Origin of the sequence: Pseudomonas mendocina (assembly GCF_003008615.1) — a bacterium.
Lineage (GTDB): Bacteria > Pseudomonadota > Gammaproteobacteria > Pseudomonadales > Pseudomonadaceae > Aquipseudomonas > Aquipseudomonas mendocina_C.
In genome coordinates this window covers 3,652,847-3,668,506 of sequence record NZ_CP027657.1, presented here as the reverse complement: position 1 = coordinate 3,668,506, position 15,660 = coordinate 3,652,847, and the positions used below count along the sequence as shown (strand labels likewise).

At 62.5% G+C, this 15,660-nt stretch carries 16 protein-coding genes; 12 read left to right on the top strand and 4 right to left on the bottom strand.

All coding sequences use genetic code 11. The features are described from left to right. Positions 1-196: 196 nt before the first annotated feature. The 5 genes from arcD to C7A17_RS17180 all read left to right on the top strand — a co-directional run bounded on the left by arcD (position 197) and on the right by C7A17_RS17180 (position 5,570). Positions 197-1,624, top strand: coding sequence for an arginine-ornithine antiporter (arcD, locus tag C7A17_RS17200; RefSeq protein WP_106739158.1), 1,428 nt, complete (start codon positions 197-199; stop codon positions 1,622-1,624). Positions 1,625-1,642: 18 nt separating this feature from the next. Then, the gene (gene arcA, locus C7A17_RS17195; RefSeq protein ID WP_106739157.1) at positions 1,643-2,893 is read left to right on the top strand and encodes an arginine deiminase; all 1,251 of its coding nucleotides are present in this window, start codon (positions 1,643-1,645) and stop codon (positions 2,891-2,893) included. A gap of 64 nt (positions 2,894-2,957) precedes the next feature. Continuing rightward, positions 2,958-3,968 (top strand): ornithine carbamoyltransferase, encoded by a 1,011-nt coding sequence (locus C7A17_RS17190; RefSeq protein WP_106739156.1) that lies wholly within the window; start codon positions 2,958-2,960, stop codon positions 3,966-3,968. A 298-nt stretch (positions 3,969-4,266) separates the two neighbouring features. Beyond that, a complete protein-coding gene (gene arcC, locus C7A17_RS17185) occupies positions 4,267-5,193 on the top strand; it encodes a carbamate kinase (RefSeq protein ID WP_106739155.1) in 927 nt (308 codons plus the stop codon). An 11-nt stretch (positions 5,194-5,204) separates the two neighbouring features. Then, positions 5,205-5,570: a DUF5064 family protein gene (locus tag C7A17_RS17180; protein ID WP_106742991.1), complete on the top strand. Its 366-nt coding sequence runs from the start codon at positions 5,205-5,207 to the stop codon at positions 5,568-5,570. Between the two features lie 129 nt (positions 5,571-5,699). On the opposite strand, the gene lpdA is transcribed toward C7A17_RS17180, so the two are convergent. Both lpdA and C7A17_RS17170 read right to left on the bottom strand, forming a co-directional pair. Further along, on the bottom strand, positions 5,700-7,100 hold the full coding sequence (gene lpdA / locus C7A17_RS17175) for a dihydrolipoyl dehydrogenase (RefSeq protein WP_106739154.1): 1,401 nt from the start codon (positions 7,098-7,100) through the stop codon (positions 5,700-5,702). Positions 7,101-7,115: 15 nt separating this feature from the next. Further along, a complete protein-coding gene (locus tag C7A17_RS17170; RefSeq protein ID WP_106739153.1) occupies positions 7,116-8,315 on the bottom strand; it encodes a Bcr/CflA family efflux MFS transporter in 1,200 nt (399 codons plus the stop codon). A gap of 95 nt (positions 8,316-8,410) precedes the next feature. Between C7A17_RS17170 and C7A17_RS17165 the strand changes: the two genes are divergently transcribed. Together C7A17_RS17165 and C7A17_RS17160 are read left to right on the top strand one after the other, a co-directional pair. Continuing rightward, positions 8,411-8,980 (top strand): PaaI family thioesterase, encoded by a 570-nt coding sequence (locus C7A17_RS17165; protein ID WP_106739152.1) that lies wholly within the window; start codon positions 8,411-8,413, stop codon positions 8,978-8,980. A gap of 29 nt (positions 8,981-9,009) precedes the next feature. Further along, positions 9,010-9,576: a TetR/AcrR family transcriptional regulator gene (locus tag C7A17_RS17160; protein ID WP_106739151.1), complete on the top strand. Its 567-nt coding sequence runs from the start codon at positions 9,010-9,012 to the stop codon at positions 9,574-9,576. 145 nt (positions 9,577-9,721) lie between these two features. On the opposite strand, the gene C7A17_RS17155 is transcribed toward C7A17_RS17160, so the two are convergent. Then, positions 9,722-10,516 carry an SDR family NAD(P)-dependent oxidoreductase gene (locus tag C7A17_RS17155; RefSeq protein WP_106739150.1) on the bottom strand — a complete coding sequence of 265 codons (795 nt, stop codon included), beginning with the start codon at positions 10,514-10,516 and terminating at the stop codon, positions 9,722-9,724. A gap of 356 nt (positions 10,517-10,872) precedes the next feature. Between C7A17_RS17155 and C7A17_RS17150 the strand changes: the two genes are divergently transcribed. From C7A17_RS17150 to C7A17_RS17140, 3 genes are all read left to right on the top strand, one after another. Further along, on the top strand, positions 10,873-11,679 hold the full coding sequence (locus tag C7A17_RS17150; protein WP_106739149.1) for an outer membrane protein OmpK: 807 nt from the start codon (positions 10,873-10,875) through the stop codon (positions 11,677-11,679). Positions 11,680-11,800: 121 nt separating this feature from the next. Next, complete coding sequence (locus C7A17_RS17145; protein WP_106739148.1) at positions 11,801-12,646, top strand: EamA family transporter; 846 nt, start codon at positions 11,801-11,803, stop codon at positions 12,644-12,646. 54 nt (positions 12,647-12,700) lie between these two features. Then, the gene (locus tag C7A17_RS17140) at positions 12,701-13,174 is read left to right on the top strand and encodes an LEA/WHy family protein (protein ID WP_106739147.1); all 474 of its coding nucleotides are present in this window, start codon (positions 12,701-12,703) and stop codon (positions 13,172-13,174) included. Positions 13,175-13,197: 23 nt separating this feature from the next. Here the strand turns inward: C7A17_RS17140 and C7A17_RS17135 are convergent, their stop codons facing one another. Next, positions 13,198-13,992, bottom strand: a complete 795-nt coding sequence (locus tag C7A17_RS17135; protein ID WP_106739146.1) for a gamma-glutamyl-gamma-aminobutyrate hydrolase family protein — start codon at positions 13,990-13,992, stop codon at positions 13,198-13,200. A gap of 465 nt (positions 13,993-14,457) precedes the next feature. Between C7A17_RS17135 and C7A17_RS17130 the strand changes: the two genes are divergently transcribed. Both C7A17_RS17130 and C7A17_RS17125 read left to right on the top strand, forming a co-directional pair. Continuing rightward, entirely contained in the window at positions 14,458-14,799 is a 342-nt protein-coding gene (locus tag C7A17_RS17130) for a zinc ribbon domain-containing protein YjdM (protein WP_106739145.1), read from the top strand. Between the two features lie 74 nt (positions 14,800-14,873). After that, positions 14,874-15,596, top strand: a complete 723-nt coding sequence (locus tag C7A17_RS17125; protein ID WP_106739144.1) for a substrate-binding periplasmic protein — start codon at positions 14,874-14,876, stop codon at positions 15,594-15,596. Positions 15,597-15,660: the final 64 nt, after the last annotated feature.

Here is a 15,660-nt window from a genome sequence, read left to right as displayed (position 1 = left end):
ATATCGGACTATGGTTTCAGGGACTGGCGCATCCCCGCGCCAGCCTGAGCAGTAGTCCTGGTGCTCATCAGGTGCTCGGCAACGCCTGTAACACGGATGTGCGTTGACGAATCCTGACTTTTGATTCAAGTCATGATGTTCTGCTCGCCAAACGCGCTCAATACCTATGTCCCCCTGTGACACGGAGGTAATTGAGATGTCTGATTCGACGCAAAAACTCCGCCTCGCCGCATTGATAGCGCTGGTAGTCGGCTCAATGGTCGGCGGCGGTATCTTCTCCCTTCCACAAAACATCGCAGCCAGTGCCAGTGCTGGCGCCACTCTGGTCGGCTGGTTGATCACCGGGGTCGGCATGCTGACCCTGGCGTTCGTGTTCCAGACCCTGGCCAACCGCAAGCCCGAACTCGACGGCGGGGTGTATGCCTACGCCAAAGCGGGTTTCGGCGACTACATGGGCTTCTCCTCGGCCTGGGGCTACTGGATCAGTGCCTGGATCGGCAACGTCAGCTACATGGTGCTGCTGTTCTCCACCCTGGGTTACTTCTTCCCGGTATTCGGTGAAGGCAACACCCTGCCAGCGGTGATCTGCGCCTCGGTATTGCTCTGGCTGCTGCACTTCCTGGTGCTGCGCGGGATCAAGGAGGCGGCGTTCATCAACACCGTCACCACCATCGCCAAGATGCTGCCGCTGGCGCTGTTCATCGTCATCGCCGCCATCGCCTTCAAGTTCGACGTCTACACCGCGGACTTCTGGGGCCGTGGCAACAGCGAACTGGGCAGCGTGATGGATCAGGTGCGCAACATGATGCTGGTCACCGTCTGGGTGTTCATCGGCATCGAGGGTGCAAGCATCTTCTCGGCCCGCGCCGAGAAACGCAGCGACGTCGGCAAGGCCACGGTGATCGGCTTCGTCGGCGTGCTTCTGCTGCTGGTGCTGGTCAACGTGCTCAGCCAGGGCATCCTCGCCCAGGCCGAACTGGCCGGGTTGAAGAACCCGTCCATGGCCGGCGTGCTGGAACACGTGGTCGGCCCCTGGGGCGCGCAGCTGATTTCCATCGGCCTGATCGTCTCCCTGGCTGGGGCGCTGCTGTCGTGGACGCTGCTGTGCGCCGAGATTCTCTTCGCCAGCGCCCGCGACCACACCATGCCGGAGTTCCTGCGCAAGGAGAACGTCAACCACGTTCCGGCCAACGCGCTGTGGCTGTCCAACGGGCTGATCCAGCTGTTCTTGATCATCACCCTGTTCAACGCATCCACGTATCTCAGCCTGCTGTACCTGGCCACCTCGATGATCCTGGTGCCGTACTTCTGGTCCAGCGCCTACGCGGTACTACTGGCGGCGCGCGGCGAGACCTACGAGAACGCCGCCGGTGAGCGCAACAAGGATCTGTTCATTGCGCTGATCTCCACTCTGTACGCGGTGTGGCTGGTATACGCCGCCGGCGTTCAGTACCTGCTGCTCTCGGCATTGCTCTATGCCCCTGGCGCGATTCTCTTCGCCAAGGCCAAGCGCGAGCTGGGACAACCCATTTTCACCGGCCTGGAAAAATTGATTTTCACGGCCGTGCTGATCGGTGCCGTCATTGCGGCCTATGGCCTGTACGACGGTTTCCTGAGTCTCTAGACAGAGAAGGAGTTCGACATGAGCAAGAAAGCCCTCGGCGTTCATTCCGAAGCCGGCAAACTGCACAAGGTGATGGTCTGCTCTCCAGGCCTGGCCCACCTGCGCCTGACCCCAGCCAACTGCGACGAGTTGCTGTTCGACGACGTGATCTGGGTATCGCAGGCCAAACGCGACCATTTCGACTTCATGACCAAGATGCGCGAACGCGGCATCGAAGTGGTGGAAATGCACAACCTGCTCGAGGAAACGGTGCGCAACCCGGAGGCACTGAAGTGGATCCTCGACCGCAAGATCACGCCCGACAGCGTCGGCTTCGGCCTACTCGGTGAAGTGCGCGATTTCATCGAGGGGCTGGAGGCACGACGCATCGCCGAATACCTGATCGGTGGTGTGTCCGGCGCGGATCTGGCTAGGCACAAGGATTCCGAAGCCGCGAAGATGTTCAATTCTTACCTGGGTGAGGCCAGCTTCATCTTCCCACCGCTGCCCAACACCCAGTTCACCCGCGATACCACCTGCTGGATCTACGGCGGCGTCACCCTCAACCCCATGTACTGGCCGGCGCGCCGCCAGGAAACCCTGCTGACCAGCGCCATCTACAAGTTCCATCCAGACTTTGCCGGTGAGCAGTTCGAGATCTGGTACGGCGACCCGGACAAGGATCACGGTGCCGCCACGCTTGAAGGCGGTGACGTGATGCCTATCGGCAATGGCACCGTACTGATCGGCATGGGCGAACGCACCTCGCACCAGGCCATCGGCCAGGTAGCACGCGCCTTGTTCGCCAAGGGGGCGGCCGAGCGGGTGGTCGTCGCCGGACTCGGCCGTTCACGCGCGGCCATGCACCTGGACACCGTGTTCAGCTTCTGCGACCGCGACCTGGTAACCATCTTCCCGGAAGTGGCCAACTCCATCGTGCCCTTCACCCTGCGCCCTGATGAAAGCCGCTCCGGCGGCATCGACGTGCGCCGTGAGGACAAGCCGTTCGTCGACGTGGTCGCCGAATCCCTCGGTCTGAAAAAACTGCGCGTGGTGGAAACCGGCGGCGACGCCTACGAGGCCGAGCGCGAGCAGTGGGACGACGGCAACAACGTGGTCTGCCTGGAGCCCGGCGTGGTGATCGGCTACGACCGCAACACCTACACCAACACCTTGCTGCGCAAGGCCGGCGTCGAGGTCATCACCATCAGCGCCAGCGAACTGGGACGCGGCCGTGGCGGTGGTCACTGCATGACCTGCCCGATCATCCGCGACCCCATCGACTACTGATCCAGCCAGCCCCGGCAGCCACCCGCCGCCGGGGCGTTTCGACTGCCTAAAAGGAGAAAGAACCATGGCTTTCAACATGCACAACCGCAACCTGCTCAGCCTGATGCACCACAGCACTCGCGAGCTGCGTTACCTCCTCGACCTGTCGCGCGATCTGAAGCGCGCCAAGTACACCGGCACGGAGCAGCAGCACCTGACCCGCAAGAACATCGCGCTGATCTTCGAGAAGACCTCGACCCGCACCCGCTGCGCCTTCGAAGTGGCGGCCTACGACCAGGGCGCCAACGTCACCTACATCGACCCCAACTCCTCGCAGATCGGCCACAAGGAAAGCATGAAGGACACCGCTCGCGTGCTCGGGCGCATGTACGACGCCATCGAGTACCGCGGCTTCAAGCAGGAGATCGTCGAGGAACTGGCCACCTATGCCGGCGTGCCGGTGTTCAACGGTCTGACCGACGAGTACCACCCCACGCAGATGCTCGCCGACGTGCTGACCATGCGTGAGCACAGCGACAAGCCACTGCACGACATTTCCTACGCCTACCTCGGTGACGCGCGCAACAACATGGGCAACTCGCTGCTGCTGATCGGCGCCAAGCTCGGCATGGACGTACGCATCGCCGCGCCCAAGGCGCTCTGGCCGCACGATGACCATGTCGCCGCCTGCAAGAAATTCGCCGAAGAAAGCGGTGCCCGCATCCTGTTGACCGAAGACCCGAAGGAAGCGGTCAAGGGCGTGGACTTCGTCCACACCGACGTATGGGTATCGATGGGTGAGCCGGTGGAAGCCTGGGGCGAACGCATCAAGGAACTGCTGCCCTATCAGGTCAACGCCGAGATCATGAAGGCCGCCGGCAACCCACGGGTGAAATTCATGCACTGCCTGCCCGCCTTCCACAACAGCGAAACCAAGGTCGGCAAGCAGATCGCCGAGCAGTATCCGGATCTTAAGAACGGCATCGAGGTTACCGAAGACGTCTTCGAGTCGCCCTGGAACATCGCCTTCGAGCAAGCGGAAAACCGCATGCACACCATCAAGGCGATATTGGTCGCGACCCTCGCGGATATCTGAGAACCGACCGAAAGTCTGCTGCGCGTCGGCACTGCTGCGTTAAAAACAGGATCGGAATGCTCATGTACAAAAGTACAGTCGCCCGCGACTCCGACCGTTCCTCCCTGTTTTTGCCTTGCATTGCTCTAGCTCACAAGACTTTAAGCCGGTTCTGACCACACGTAGCCCGGATGCAATCCGGGGATGGGCTTGTTTCCCCTCTCCCATTAATGGGAGAGGGGCCGGGGGAGAGGGTCTGGCCGGCGACGCCGAGCACAGACCACGCCCCGGATTCAACCCGAACGACAAGGAGGACACCATGCGACTCGTAATCGCTCTGGGCGGTAACGCCCTGCTTCGTCGCGGCGAAGCCATGACCGCGGAAAACCAGCGTGACAACGTGCGCGTCGCCTGTCAGCAGATCGCCAAGGCGGCACCCGGCAACGAGCTGGTGATCGCCCATGGCAACGGCCCGCAGGTCGGTCTGCTGGCCCTGCAAGGCAACGCCTACGACGCCGCCAACCCCTACCCGCTGGACGTACTCGGCGCCGAAACCGAAGGCATGATCGGCTACATGATCGAACAGGAACTGGGCAACCTGCTGCCCTTCGAAGTGCCCTTCGCCACCCTGCTGACCCAGGTGGAAGTGGACAGCGCCGACCCGGCATTCCAGAAACCGAGCAAGCCCATCGGCCCCGTCTACACCAAGGCAGAGGCCGAGCGCCTGGCCGCCGAGAAAGGCTGGAACATCGCCCCGGACGGCGACAAGTTCCGCCGCGTGGTGGCCAGCCCACGGCCGCAGCGCATCTTCGAAATCCGCCCGATCAAATGGCTGCTGGAAAAGGGCAGCGTGGTGATCTGCGCTGGCGGCGGCGGCATCCCGACGATGTACGACGGCAACCAGCTGCGCGGTGTCGAAGCAGTGATCGACAAGGATCTGTGCTCGGCGCTATTGGCCGAACAGCTCAATGCGGATCTGCTGGTTATCGCCACCGATGTCGACGCCGCCTACGTGGACTGGGGCAAGCCGACGCAGAAATCCATCGCCGAGGCCCATCCCGATGAAATCGAGAAACTGGGCTTCGCTGCAGGTTCCATGGGGCCCAAGGTGCAGGCTGCCTGCGAGTTCGCGCGCAATACCGGCAACAGCGCAGTGATCGGCTCGCTGGAAAACATCGAGGCCATCGTTCAGGGCACCTCCGGGACACGCGTCACGGTGGACTGCAACGGCATCGTCTATCGCTGAGGGCTTCGATGATGTTCACCCCAGGTCATATACACCGCGATAACCTCGACCGCCCCGAACACCTGCGCCAGGTACCGCCGTTTTCGGTCGACTTCTACTACGAGGTACGCCAGGATCCACAACAGGGGCCGATGCTGCATATGCGCCTGGCCGGTGAAGTGCGCGGGAAACACTTCGACGAAGAGTTCGAACTGCACCGCGACGTCGCCTTCAACTTCGCCAGCGTCGCCACCCGCGTGGCTGCGCGCCATGGCCTGCCGCTCAATGCCAGCCCGGTAATGCGCGGACACGAAGAGTACGACAAGGTATTCGCCGACATCCGCGCCAAGCTGCACGCCAAACCCGGCGAACCGGTAAACCTCGATCACGTGCTCTGACGCCGCGCATAGCCCGGATTACATCCGGGCTATGCGCCTCCCGTTGGGTGCGCCGCGCGCACCGATGCAACGGCGCCATCAGGCTAACGCCCGGTGCTCATGGACGGCCCCGCGCACGCCGCCCCGTTTTCAGGCCTGCATCGTCCAGCCATGCACGCCCATTGCCGCCTGACGCCCTGCTTCCGAGCGGGTCGGGTGTGGGTGGCAGGTCAGCGCGATGTCCTCGGCCGAGGCGGAGAACTCCATGGCCACGCAGTACTCGCCGATCAACTCGCCCACGCTCGGGCCGATCATGTGCACGCCGAGAATCTGGTCGGTATTGGCGTCGGCGAGAATCTTCACGAAACCTTCGGTCTCGTGGTTGATCTTCGCCCGGCTGTTGGCGGTGAAGGGAAACTTGCCGACCTTGTAGGCACGGCCTTCGGCCTTCAGTTCCTCCTCGCCCTTGCCGACGCTGGCCACCTCCGGACGGGTGTAGATCACGCCGGGAATCACCCCGTAGTTGACCTCCGCCGCATGCCCGGCGATGCGTTCGATGCAGGCCACGGCCTCATCTTCGGCCTTGTGCGCGAGCATCGGCCCGGAAGTGACGTCGCCGATCACCCACACACCGGGCACGCCGCTCTGGTGCTTGTCATTGCCGAGCATGCCGCGCTTGTCGGTATTCAGGCCGACGCTCTCCAGGCCGAGGTCTTTGGTGTAGGGCCGCCTGCCAATGGCCACCAGCACGTAATCGGCTTCCAGGGTTTGCGCCGCGCCACCGGCTGCCGCCTCCAGGTTCAGGCTGACGCCTGACTTGCCAGCCTTGGCGCCGGTGACCTTGGTGCCGAGCTTGAAGCTCATACCCTGTTTGCTCAGGGTACGCTGCAAGGTCTTGGCGGTCTCGCCGTCCAGGCCTGGGCAGATGCGGTCGAGGTATTCCACCACGGTGACCTGACTGCCCAGACGGCGCCATACCGAGCCCAGTTCCAGGCCGATCACACCCGCACCGATCACCACCAGATGCTTGGGCACCTCCGCCAGCGACAGCGCGCCGGTGGAGTCGAGAATGCGTGCATTGTCGATGGTCACACCTGGCAACGGCGTCGGCTCGGAGCCAGTAGCGATGACGATGTTCTTCGTCTCCAGCACGCGCTCGCCGCCCTCGCTCAGCTTGACCTGCACCCGCCCAGGGCCATCGATACGTCCCCAGCCCTTGACCCACTCCACCTTGTTCTTGCGAAACAGGAACTCCACGCCCTTGGTCAGCGCTTCGACGCTGTCGGCCTTCTGCTTCATCATCTGCACCAGGTTGAGCGTCGGGGTGACCTCAACGCCCAATGCACTGAGCTCGCCATCGGCCGCCGCCTCGTAGAGTTCGGAGGCATGCAACAAGGCCTTGGACGGCATGCAGCCGACGTTCAGACAGGTGCCGCCCAGCGTTTCGCGCCCTTCCACACAGGCCACCTTGAGACCCAATTGGCCGGCACGAATCGCGGCGTTGTAACCGCCAGGGCCGGCGCCGATGATGACCACGTCATAGCTGCTCATTGCTTTGTCCTCGAATCAGGGAAGTTTGCCGGCCACCGCAGCCGTAACGGCTGGGCGGGTGCGCAGAAGGTGGAAGAACAGAAACGCCAGCACGGCGAACAGCGCATTCAAGGCAACCATAGGCCAGGCAGAGCCATCCTGCAGCGCGCTCAGCAGCAGACCAGCCAGGGTGGCGCCCGCCATTTGCGAGAAGCCCATCAATCCTGCCGCCAATCCGGCGCGCTGCGGATTGGGAATCACCGCACCGGCCACGGCGGCCGGCAGCAACATACCGCCACCCAGCGTCACCAGCACCTGCGGCAGCGACAGTCCCAGCAGCGAGAGGCCGAACAGCAGGTAGAGCGCCAGGGTCAGCAGCGACCCAAGCAGCACCAGCGCCACACCGATACCCACCACACGTTGCGGCCCCAGACGCTGCACATTGCGCAGGGTGAATAACGCACCACCGAGCAGGCCGGAAACGATCAGGGCGAAGGTCAGCCCGTATTGCGCGGCACTCAGCCCCAGCAGGCCGATGTACACCGAGGACGAGCCGGCCACCACGACGAACATCGAGCCGTACGTGCAGGCGATGGTCAGCGCCAGAGCACGGCAACTGGGCCACACCTGCCGGTAACTGGCCCACAGGCCGTTGAGCCGACCAGCCTGGGGATCGCGCTGCAGATGGCTCTCGCGGTAGCTGGTGAACACGGAGAGCAACGCCAGGCTACCGAGCACCACAGTCGCCAGCAGTGGCGCGCGCCAGCCGCCGTACTGGGTCAGCAGGCCACCGACCACCGGCGACAGCACGATGGCCGCGAACATGCCCAGCACGGTCAGCGCCAGGGCCGGACCCGCCTGCTCCTGCCACACATCACGCACAATGGCCCGCGCCAGCACCAGTGCCGCGCAGGCCCCCAGCCCTTGCAGCACACGCATGCCGATCAGCACCTCGATGTTCGGCGCCAGCAGCATGCCCAGGGTCGCCAGCAGATAAAGGCTCAAACCGGTGAGCAGTACCGGACGCCGTCCCAGCCGATCCGACAGCGGCCCCAGCAGCAACTGGCCAAGACCAAAGGCACCGACGAACAGCGACAGCGCCAGCAGGCTGCTGCCAGGCTTGGCATGCAGTCCGAGCTCCATTTCTCCCAGCGCGGGAATCAGTAACTGCGTGGAGGTTTCACCCAATGCGGTGAGCAGCATCAGGATGACCAACAGAACACGGGAAGGCTGCATGGCAGAACTCCGATCGACAACGACTGGCGGCTATTTATATTTCGACCATAATATGAAACATTGAATGTCGTCCATAATATTTGCCAGGAGCCCGCATGACCGCCTTATCTCGAGATGCCCGCCTCGCCGCCTGGATTGCCGAAGAACAGGCGGTGCGCAACCAGCTCGCCGCACCCGGCACCCTCAGCCTGGCGGAAGTAGCCGCCATGACGCCGATGGATTTCTTCGACGGCATCGGCCGTGGCGACCTGCCCTCACCACCGATCAACGCCGTACTCGATTTCACCCCGGTGCAATGGGCCAGCGGCCTGTTCGTCTTCCAGGGCGCCCCCGACCAGCGCCACTACAACCCACTGGGCAGCGTGCACGGTGGTTACATCGCCACCCTGCTCGACTCCTGCATGGGCTGCGCCGTGCACACCTTGCTCAAACCCGGCCAGGGTTACACCACTGCCGACCTGCGGGTGAGCTACATCCGCGCGCTACGCAGTGAAGCCGGCCCGGTACGCGCCGAGGGCCGGATCATCCACCTCGGTCGCTCCACTGCATTGGCCGAAGGTCGTCTGTATGACGTCGACGAGCGTCTCTACGCCGTTGCCTCCACCACCTGCCTGATCCTGGACATGAACGCCCCGCGCCAGAACATCGACGCAGGTGTAAGATGACATCCAGCATCTGATAGACGAGAAAGCCCATGCGCTATTCGGAAGACCACAAGGCCAAGACCCATCAACGCATCATCGAAGAAGCCGCCCTGCGCTTTCGCCGCGATGGCGTCGGTGCCACCGGCCTGCAGCCGCTGATGAAGGCCCTGGGCCTGACCCATGGCGGCTTCTATGCCCACTTCAAGTCCAAGGACGATCTGGTGGAAACTGCCCTGCAACATGCCGTGCAGACGCTGGAAAGCAGCACGGCCGAAGCGCTGGAAGGCGCCGAATCACCGTTGCAGCTGTTCATCCAACGCTACCTGTCCGACCTGCATCGCACCAATCCTGGCGCCGGCTGCCCGTTGCCGACCATGTCCGCAGAACTGGGCCAACGTGGCGAACCCAGCGCCACTACCGATGCGATGGTGCGCAATCGCCTGGCGCTGATCGAGAAAAACCTGGAAGGCGAGGATGCGGAAGACGAAAGCGTGCTGATGCTCTCGGCCATGGTCGGCGCCCTGCTGCTGTCGCGCAGCGTCAAGGATCCGGAGCTGTCCGACCGTTTGCTGAAAACGACCCGCCGCCTGCTGATAGAGCAGGCGCAGAAGCCGTAACGACTGACGCCTGACAGTTGCGTAGGGTGCGCTGTGCGCACCGGGGTCGCTCAGGTTCAACGAAACGCGCAGCAGTCGAGCTGTTCAAGACCGCGAACCACACCCGGTGCGCGCAGCGCACCCTACAGCCACATGCCGACCAGCGTCACTTGTAACGCGCAGCTGCCTGGTTACGCGACAGGTTCGGGCCGAGTACACCGCGTGCCTTGACGAAGGCATCCCAATCGGCAGCATCGGGCAGAGACGGAATGGTCACCAGTTCCTGCTGATCGAAGCCGGCCAGCGCCGCATCGACCATCTCGCCCACCTCCATGATCATCGACGGTGGCAGCGCCGAGGCATCGGTGCCGCTGCGCTCCCAGATCTCGGTGCGGGTCACGCCCGGCATCACCGCCTGCAACTGCACGCCGCTGCCACGCAATTCGCCAGCCAGGGTCTGGGTCAGGCTCAGCACGTAAGCCTTGGTGGCGCTGTATACGGCGTTGAACATTTCCGGCGCCAGCGCCACCACCGAACCCAGGTTGATGATGCCGCCACGTCCGGCAGCAGAGAAATTCGCCGCTGCAGCCGCCGCCAGGCGGGTCAGGGCAACCACGTTGAGCTGAATCATGGTCTCGGCCTGATCCAGATCGGCTGCTGCCAGCGGGCCGTTCATGGCAACACCGGCGTTGTTGACCAACAGCGCGATGGTCGCGTCCTCACGCAAGCGCTGCTCCACCTGGAGTACGTCCGTCTTGCGCGTCAGGTCGGCCGGCATCACTTCGACCTCGACACCGTATTCGCTGCGCAGGCGCTCGGCCAGTGCATTGAGGCGCTGGGCATCACGCGCCACCAGCAGCAAGTCGTAACCACGCCGAGCCAGGCGTTCGGCATAGGTGGCACCGATGCCGGTCGAGGCACCAGTGATCAGAGCAGTTCCGGGGGTGGCTTGGGCATTCATGGTGAATCTCCTGGGGTGTGATGAGTGAGAGGGCATCCTCCCACCGATTAAATTACAGTCATAATTTAATTTTCATATTACGACCATAATTAAACTAATCAAGCACACCGCTGAAAAAGCACCGGCGCCTCCGCCAGACGGCAGCGCACCAAGTTATGGCTGTTTTTGTCCTTTCGGTCAGAAAACAGTGCAACGAACGCGCTGACATTGGCCCTTGATCTCCGTGCATCCGATTGATTTGCCAGGGATATGCACAATCACGAGAATTGGCGCCGTTTTTGCTCTAGCAGCACCAGCCTGACCAGGCGGACAGGTTTAAAAATCATAACGACACGTCTTAACCACCAGGAGCTTCCATGAATCGCACCCTCTCTTCGCTGGCGCTTGCCGGCGGTCTGCTGGCGGGCAGCCAGGCCATTGCCGGTGACCTGATGCAGTGGCAGAACAACAGCCTGACCTACCTCTACGGCCAGGATTTCAAGATCGACCCGGAAATCCAGCAGACCGTCACCTTCGAGCACGCCAGCGGCTGGAGCTTCGGCGATCTGTTCTTCTTCACCGATTTCATCAAGTACAACACCGATGCCAAGAACGGTGACGGCGACGGCCACACCTACTACGGCGAATTCAGCCCGCGCCTGTCGTTCGGCAAGATCAGCGGTGCCGACCTTTCCTTCGGCCCGATCAAGGACGTGCTGCTGGCCTTCACCTACGAATTTGGCGAGAAGGATGTCGATGCCTACCTGCTCGGCCCGGCGTTCGACCTGGACATCCCCGGCTTCGATTACTTCCAGCTCAACACCTACCTGCGCAAGCCGGACGGCAGCCGCCCAGGCAAGAATGTCTGGCAGATCACCCCGGTGTGGAGCTACACCATCCCGGTGGGCGAATCGGACATCCTCATCGACGGTTTCATGGACTGGGTGGTGGACAACGACAGCAATCGTCGTGGCGACTACCACGCCAACCTGCACTTCAACCCGCAGATCAAGTACGACCTGGGCAAGGCGCTGAAGTGGGGCGAAAAGCAGCTCTACGTTGGCATCGAATACGACTACTGGAAGAACAAGTACGGCATCAAGGACGGCGGCTTCGTCAGCGAGAACTTCGTGGGCTCGACCGACCAGAACACCGCAAGCCTGCTGGTCAAAGTGCACTTCTGACCGAGGTCTCCCCGCCTGAGTGGCCAAGGTCGCAGGGACTTGCGACCTTCTGCCAATGCCCTCGGGCAGCCTGACGTGGTTAGCTGCCCGGCATCACCAGACCTTCACCCAAGGATGGCCGATGCCACCGCGTATCCTGCTGTTTACCTGCCTTGCCATGCTGGCCTTCGCCGGCAACTCGTTGCTGTGCCGCCTGGCGCTGCGTGAAACCGAAATCGATGCAGCCAGCTTCACGGCGATCCGCCTGCTCTGCGGCGCGCTGACGCTCTGGCTGTTGCTCAGGCTGAAACAGTCCAGGCAGCCCATCGCCGGCAACTGGTTCGGCGCATTGGCGCTGTTCACCTATGCGGCAGCCTTCTCCTTCGCCTATCTACAACTGGATACCGGTACCGGCGCCCTGCTGCTGTTCGGCGCCGTACAGTTGAGCATGCTGCTCTGGGGCCTGCTGCGTGGCGAGCGCCTGGGCCTGCTTGCCAGTCTCGGTACGGCCCTGGCCAGCTTCGGCCTGCTCGCACTGCTGCTACCCGGCGCCAGCGCACCACCTTTATCGGCAGCATTGCTGATGCTGCTGGCCGGCGTCGCCTGGGGTACGTATTCGCTGCTCGGTCGCGGCCTGGGCGACCCGCTGGCAGTGACTGCCGGTAACTTTCTGCGCGCGTCACCACTAGCGGTGCTGCTGGCGTTGGTGCTGCTGCCGCAACTGACCTGGGATGCGCCCGGCTTGTGCTATGCGCTGCTGTCAGGCGCCATTACCTCGGGGGTGGGTTATGCCATCTGGTACAGCGCCCTGCCCGGCCTGCGCGCCAGCCAGGCCGCCACGGTGCAACTGAGCGTGCCAATTCTCGCCATGTTGGGGGGCAGCCTGCTGCTGAGCGAGGCGCTGTCCCTGCGCCTGACATTGAGCGCGGTCGCCGTGCTCGGCGGTATCGCGCTGGTGCTGGGCGCGAAACAACGCGCCGGGAGCTAATGAGGCACACAGCGGTCTTCTATCTTGAACCCATAATGTCCAGGGAAGACTGTCATGCCTCGTCTGCTTCGTCTTTGCTTCATCAGCCTGATCGCGGCAAGCCTGGGCGCCTGCGCCAGCCTGGGCAATCGTGATCCGCTACGGGTCGACCTGGTCGGCCTGGAGCCCTTGCCCGGTCAAGGCCTGGAAGTACGCTTCGCGGTCAAACTGCGGGTACAGAACCCCAACGACAGCGCGGTGAGCTTCAACGGCATGGCACTGGATCTGGATGTGAACGGGCAGCCTCTGGCCAGTGGCGTGAGTGACCAGAGCGGCAGCGTACCGCGCTTTGGCGAGACGGTACTCAGCATACCGGTGAGCATTTCCGCGTTTTCGGTGATGCGCCAGGCCTGGGGCGTCGCCGGTTATCAACCCGGCCAGGAAGTGCCCTACATGCTGCGCGGCAAGCTCGCCGATGGCCTGTTCGGCACCCGCCGCTTCAGTGACAGCGGCATCTTGAACTGGCCACAGCCGCCAAGCCCCTACTGACGCAGGAGCCGACGGCGCTTGGCTCAGGCAGCCTGACGAGGATTACGCGAAGCGACTCGGCGATGACAGGCGTCACCGAAGGCCTGGAAGATCTTCACCGAATCCGGGTTCTTCGCCGCCTGCCATTCCGGATGCCATTGCACGGCGAACAGGAAGGGCGACAAGCTCGGCGCATGGATTGCTTCGATCAGACCATCCTCGGCGGTAGCCAGCACTTCCAGCCCCTTGCCCAGCTGGCGAATGGCCTGGCCGTGCAAGGAGTTGACGCGAATCTCCTGCTTGCCCATCAGCTCGGCGAACCAGCTGCCGGTCACCGGACGCACGCTATGGCTGGGTGCGTACTGCACCTCGACCGGATCATCCGGGTTTTCACGATGGTCGTTGAAACCCGGCTCGACGTAGACCTTCTGGTAGATATCACCGCCCAGCGCCACGTTGATTTCCTGCATACCGCGACAGATGCCGAAGATCGGCAGACCGCGGGCGATGGCCGCACGGATCAGGGGCAAATCGAACAGGTCGCGGTCACGATCCTGACCCTTGTCTGGCGTCTCGTTCTCCTGGCCATAGAGCGCCGGGTCGATGTTGCTGCCAGCGCCGGTCAGGTACACACCGTCGGCCATATCCAGATACTGCTCGAGGTCATCGATACCGCAGCAGGTCGGTACCAGCAGTGGCACGCAACCGGAGAACTCGACCAGAGGCTGAATGTATTTGTGGGTCATTACTTGATAGTCGTGGCCCTTGCGCTCTTGAGCGCCCATGGACATCAACACGACGGGCTTGCGAGGGGTGTTGCGGATCTTGTTGTCGGACATACGTCACCTTGGGACAGGCCGGGCCTATCGTTGCTGTGCAGGCCGGTGGCCAGCAGAACGCTCTGCTGTAGCACTTGTGGCCTGTTTGGCTAACCCCGTGCACCGAGACTCATCCTGAGCCTGAGTGCCGCCTTCCGACGGCGGCTCGAACCGAGTCATCTCCATCCAGAGAGGGGAACAGCGCAGCTGTCCAGTACCCGATTCGGCAACGGAATCTGCTGTCAGTCTGCCCGAGCCGTAAAATATGTCAAACGATTCGACATAAAATAGTTGAACACGATCTGCGGCACAGCCCTGATTAACGCCCGTTAATAGGCAGCCATACGGCATACCTGGACAATAGACCGCGGACGTAAAGTCCAATATTTTTAACACGCGCCTTCACTCGCGCCACGCCCAGGAGCGGCGCTCGTGAACAAAACCCTATATAATCTGCGGTTTATTCATAATCACCGAGGACAAGCCTTGACCGCTCTGCCGCCCTGCCCCAAATGCAACTCCGAATACACCTACGAAGATGGCACGCAACTGGTCTGCCCCGAATGCGCCCACGAATGGAAAGCCGGCGAGAGCGCCGAGAGCGGCGATGACGCACGCGTAATCAAGGACTCGGTCGGCAACCTGCTACAGGATGGCGACACCATCACCGTGATCAAGGATCTCAAGGTCAAAGGCTCGTCGCTGGTGGTCAAGGTCGGCACCAAGGTGAAGAACATCCGCCTGGTAGACGGCGATCACGACATCGACTGCAAGATCGACGGCATCGGCGCAATGAAGCTCAAGTCGGAGTTCGTCCGCAAGGTTTGATCCCTCTTGCATCAGCCGTTTACCTCGCAGAAATTGACTAGCCTGATCACAGGCCAGTCATGAGGTAACCCGCCATGCGCTATCTGCTGCTTGCTCTGCTGGTAACGAGCACCTCCCTGGCAGCAGAACCCTGGCGGGTGGTGGGCGACGAACAGTTCGCCCCCTACAGCTTCGTCACTACCGAAGACGACACGCCGCGCGGACTCGACGTCGAACTGGTGGATGCTGTGCTGCGCGAAGCCAAGGTCAACTACGACATTCGCCTGTATCCCTGGGAGCGGGTCAAACGCATGCTCGACCGCGGTGAGGTGCAGATGGCCTTTCAGTTCGCCGGCACCCCACTGCGCCAGCAGCAATACGAACTGGTCGGCCCGCTGCGCAGCGGTTCGACCGTGTTCATGACCACCGCCAAGACCGCTCTCAGCGACTGGAAAAGCCTGGATGATCTGTCTCCGTACGTGATCGGCCAGGTACGCGGCTATGCCTACGAGGAAAATTTCGACCGTGCCGATCTGGCACGCGACACCACGGCGCAGAATCCTCGGCAACTGGTCTCGATGCTGCTGGCCGGACGCATCGACATCATCGTCGGCGACCGCGTGCAGTTGCAGTATTTCGTGCGCGAACAACGTGCCCAGGAACAGGTGCGCATCCTGCCCCGCCCACTGATCCAGATGCCGCGCTTCGTCGCCTTCGCCAAGGGCGATAGCGAACGTGCCCGGCAATTCTCCGAAGCGCTGGTGCGCCTGCGCAAGAGCGGTACGCTGGGCAAGATCGAACAACGCTGGACACACTGAGGCCTCTTCAGAAACCACTCCGGCGCGTCGCTCTACCTCCCGCATCCATGCAGTCGTGGGCTGC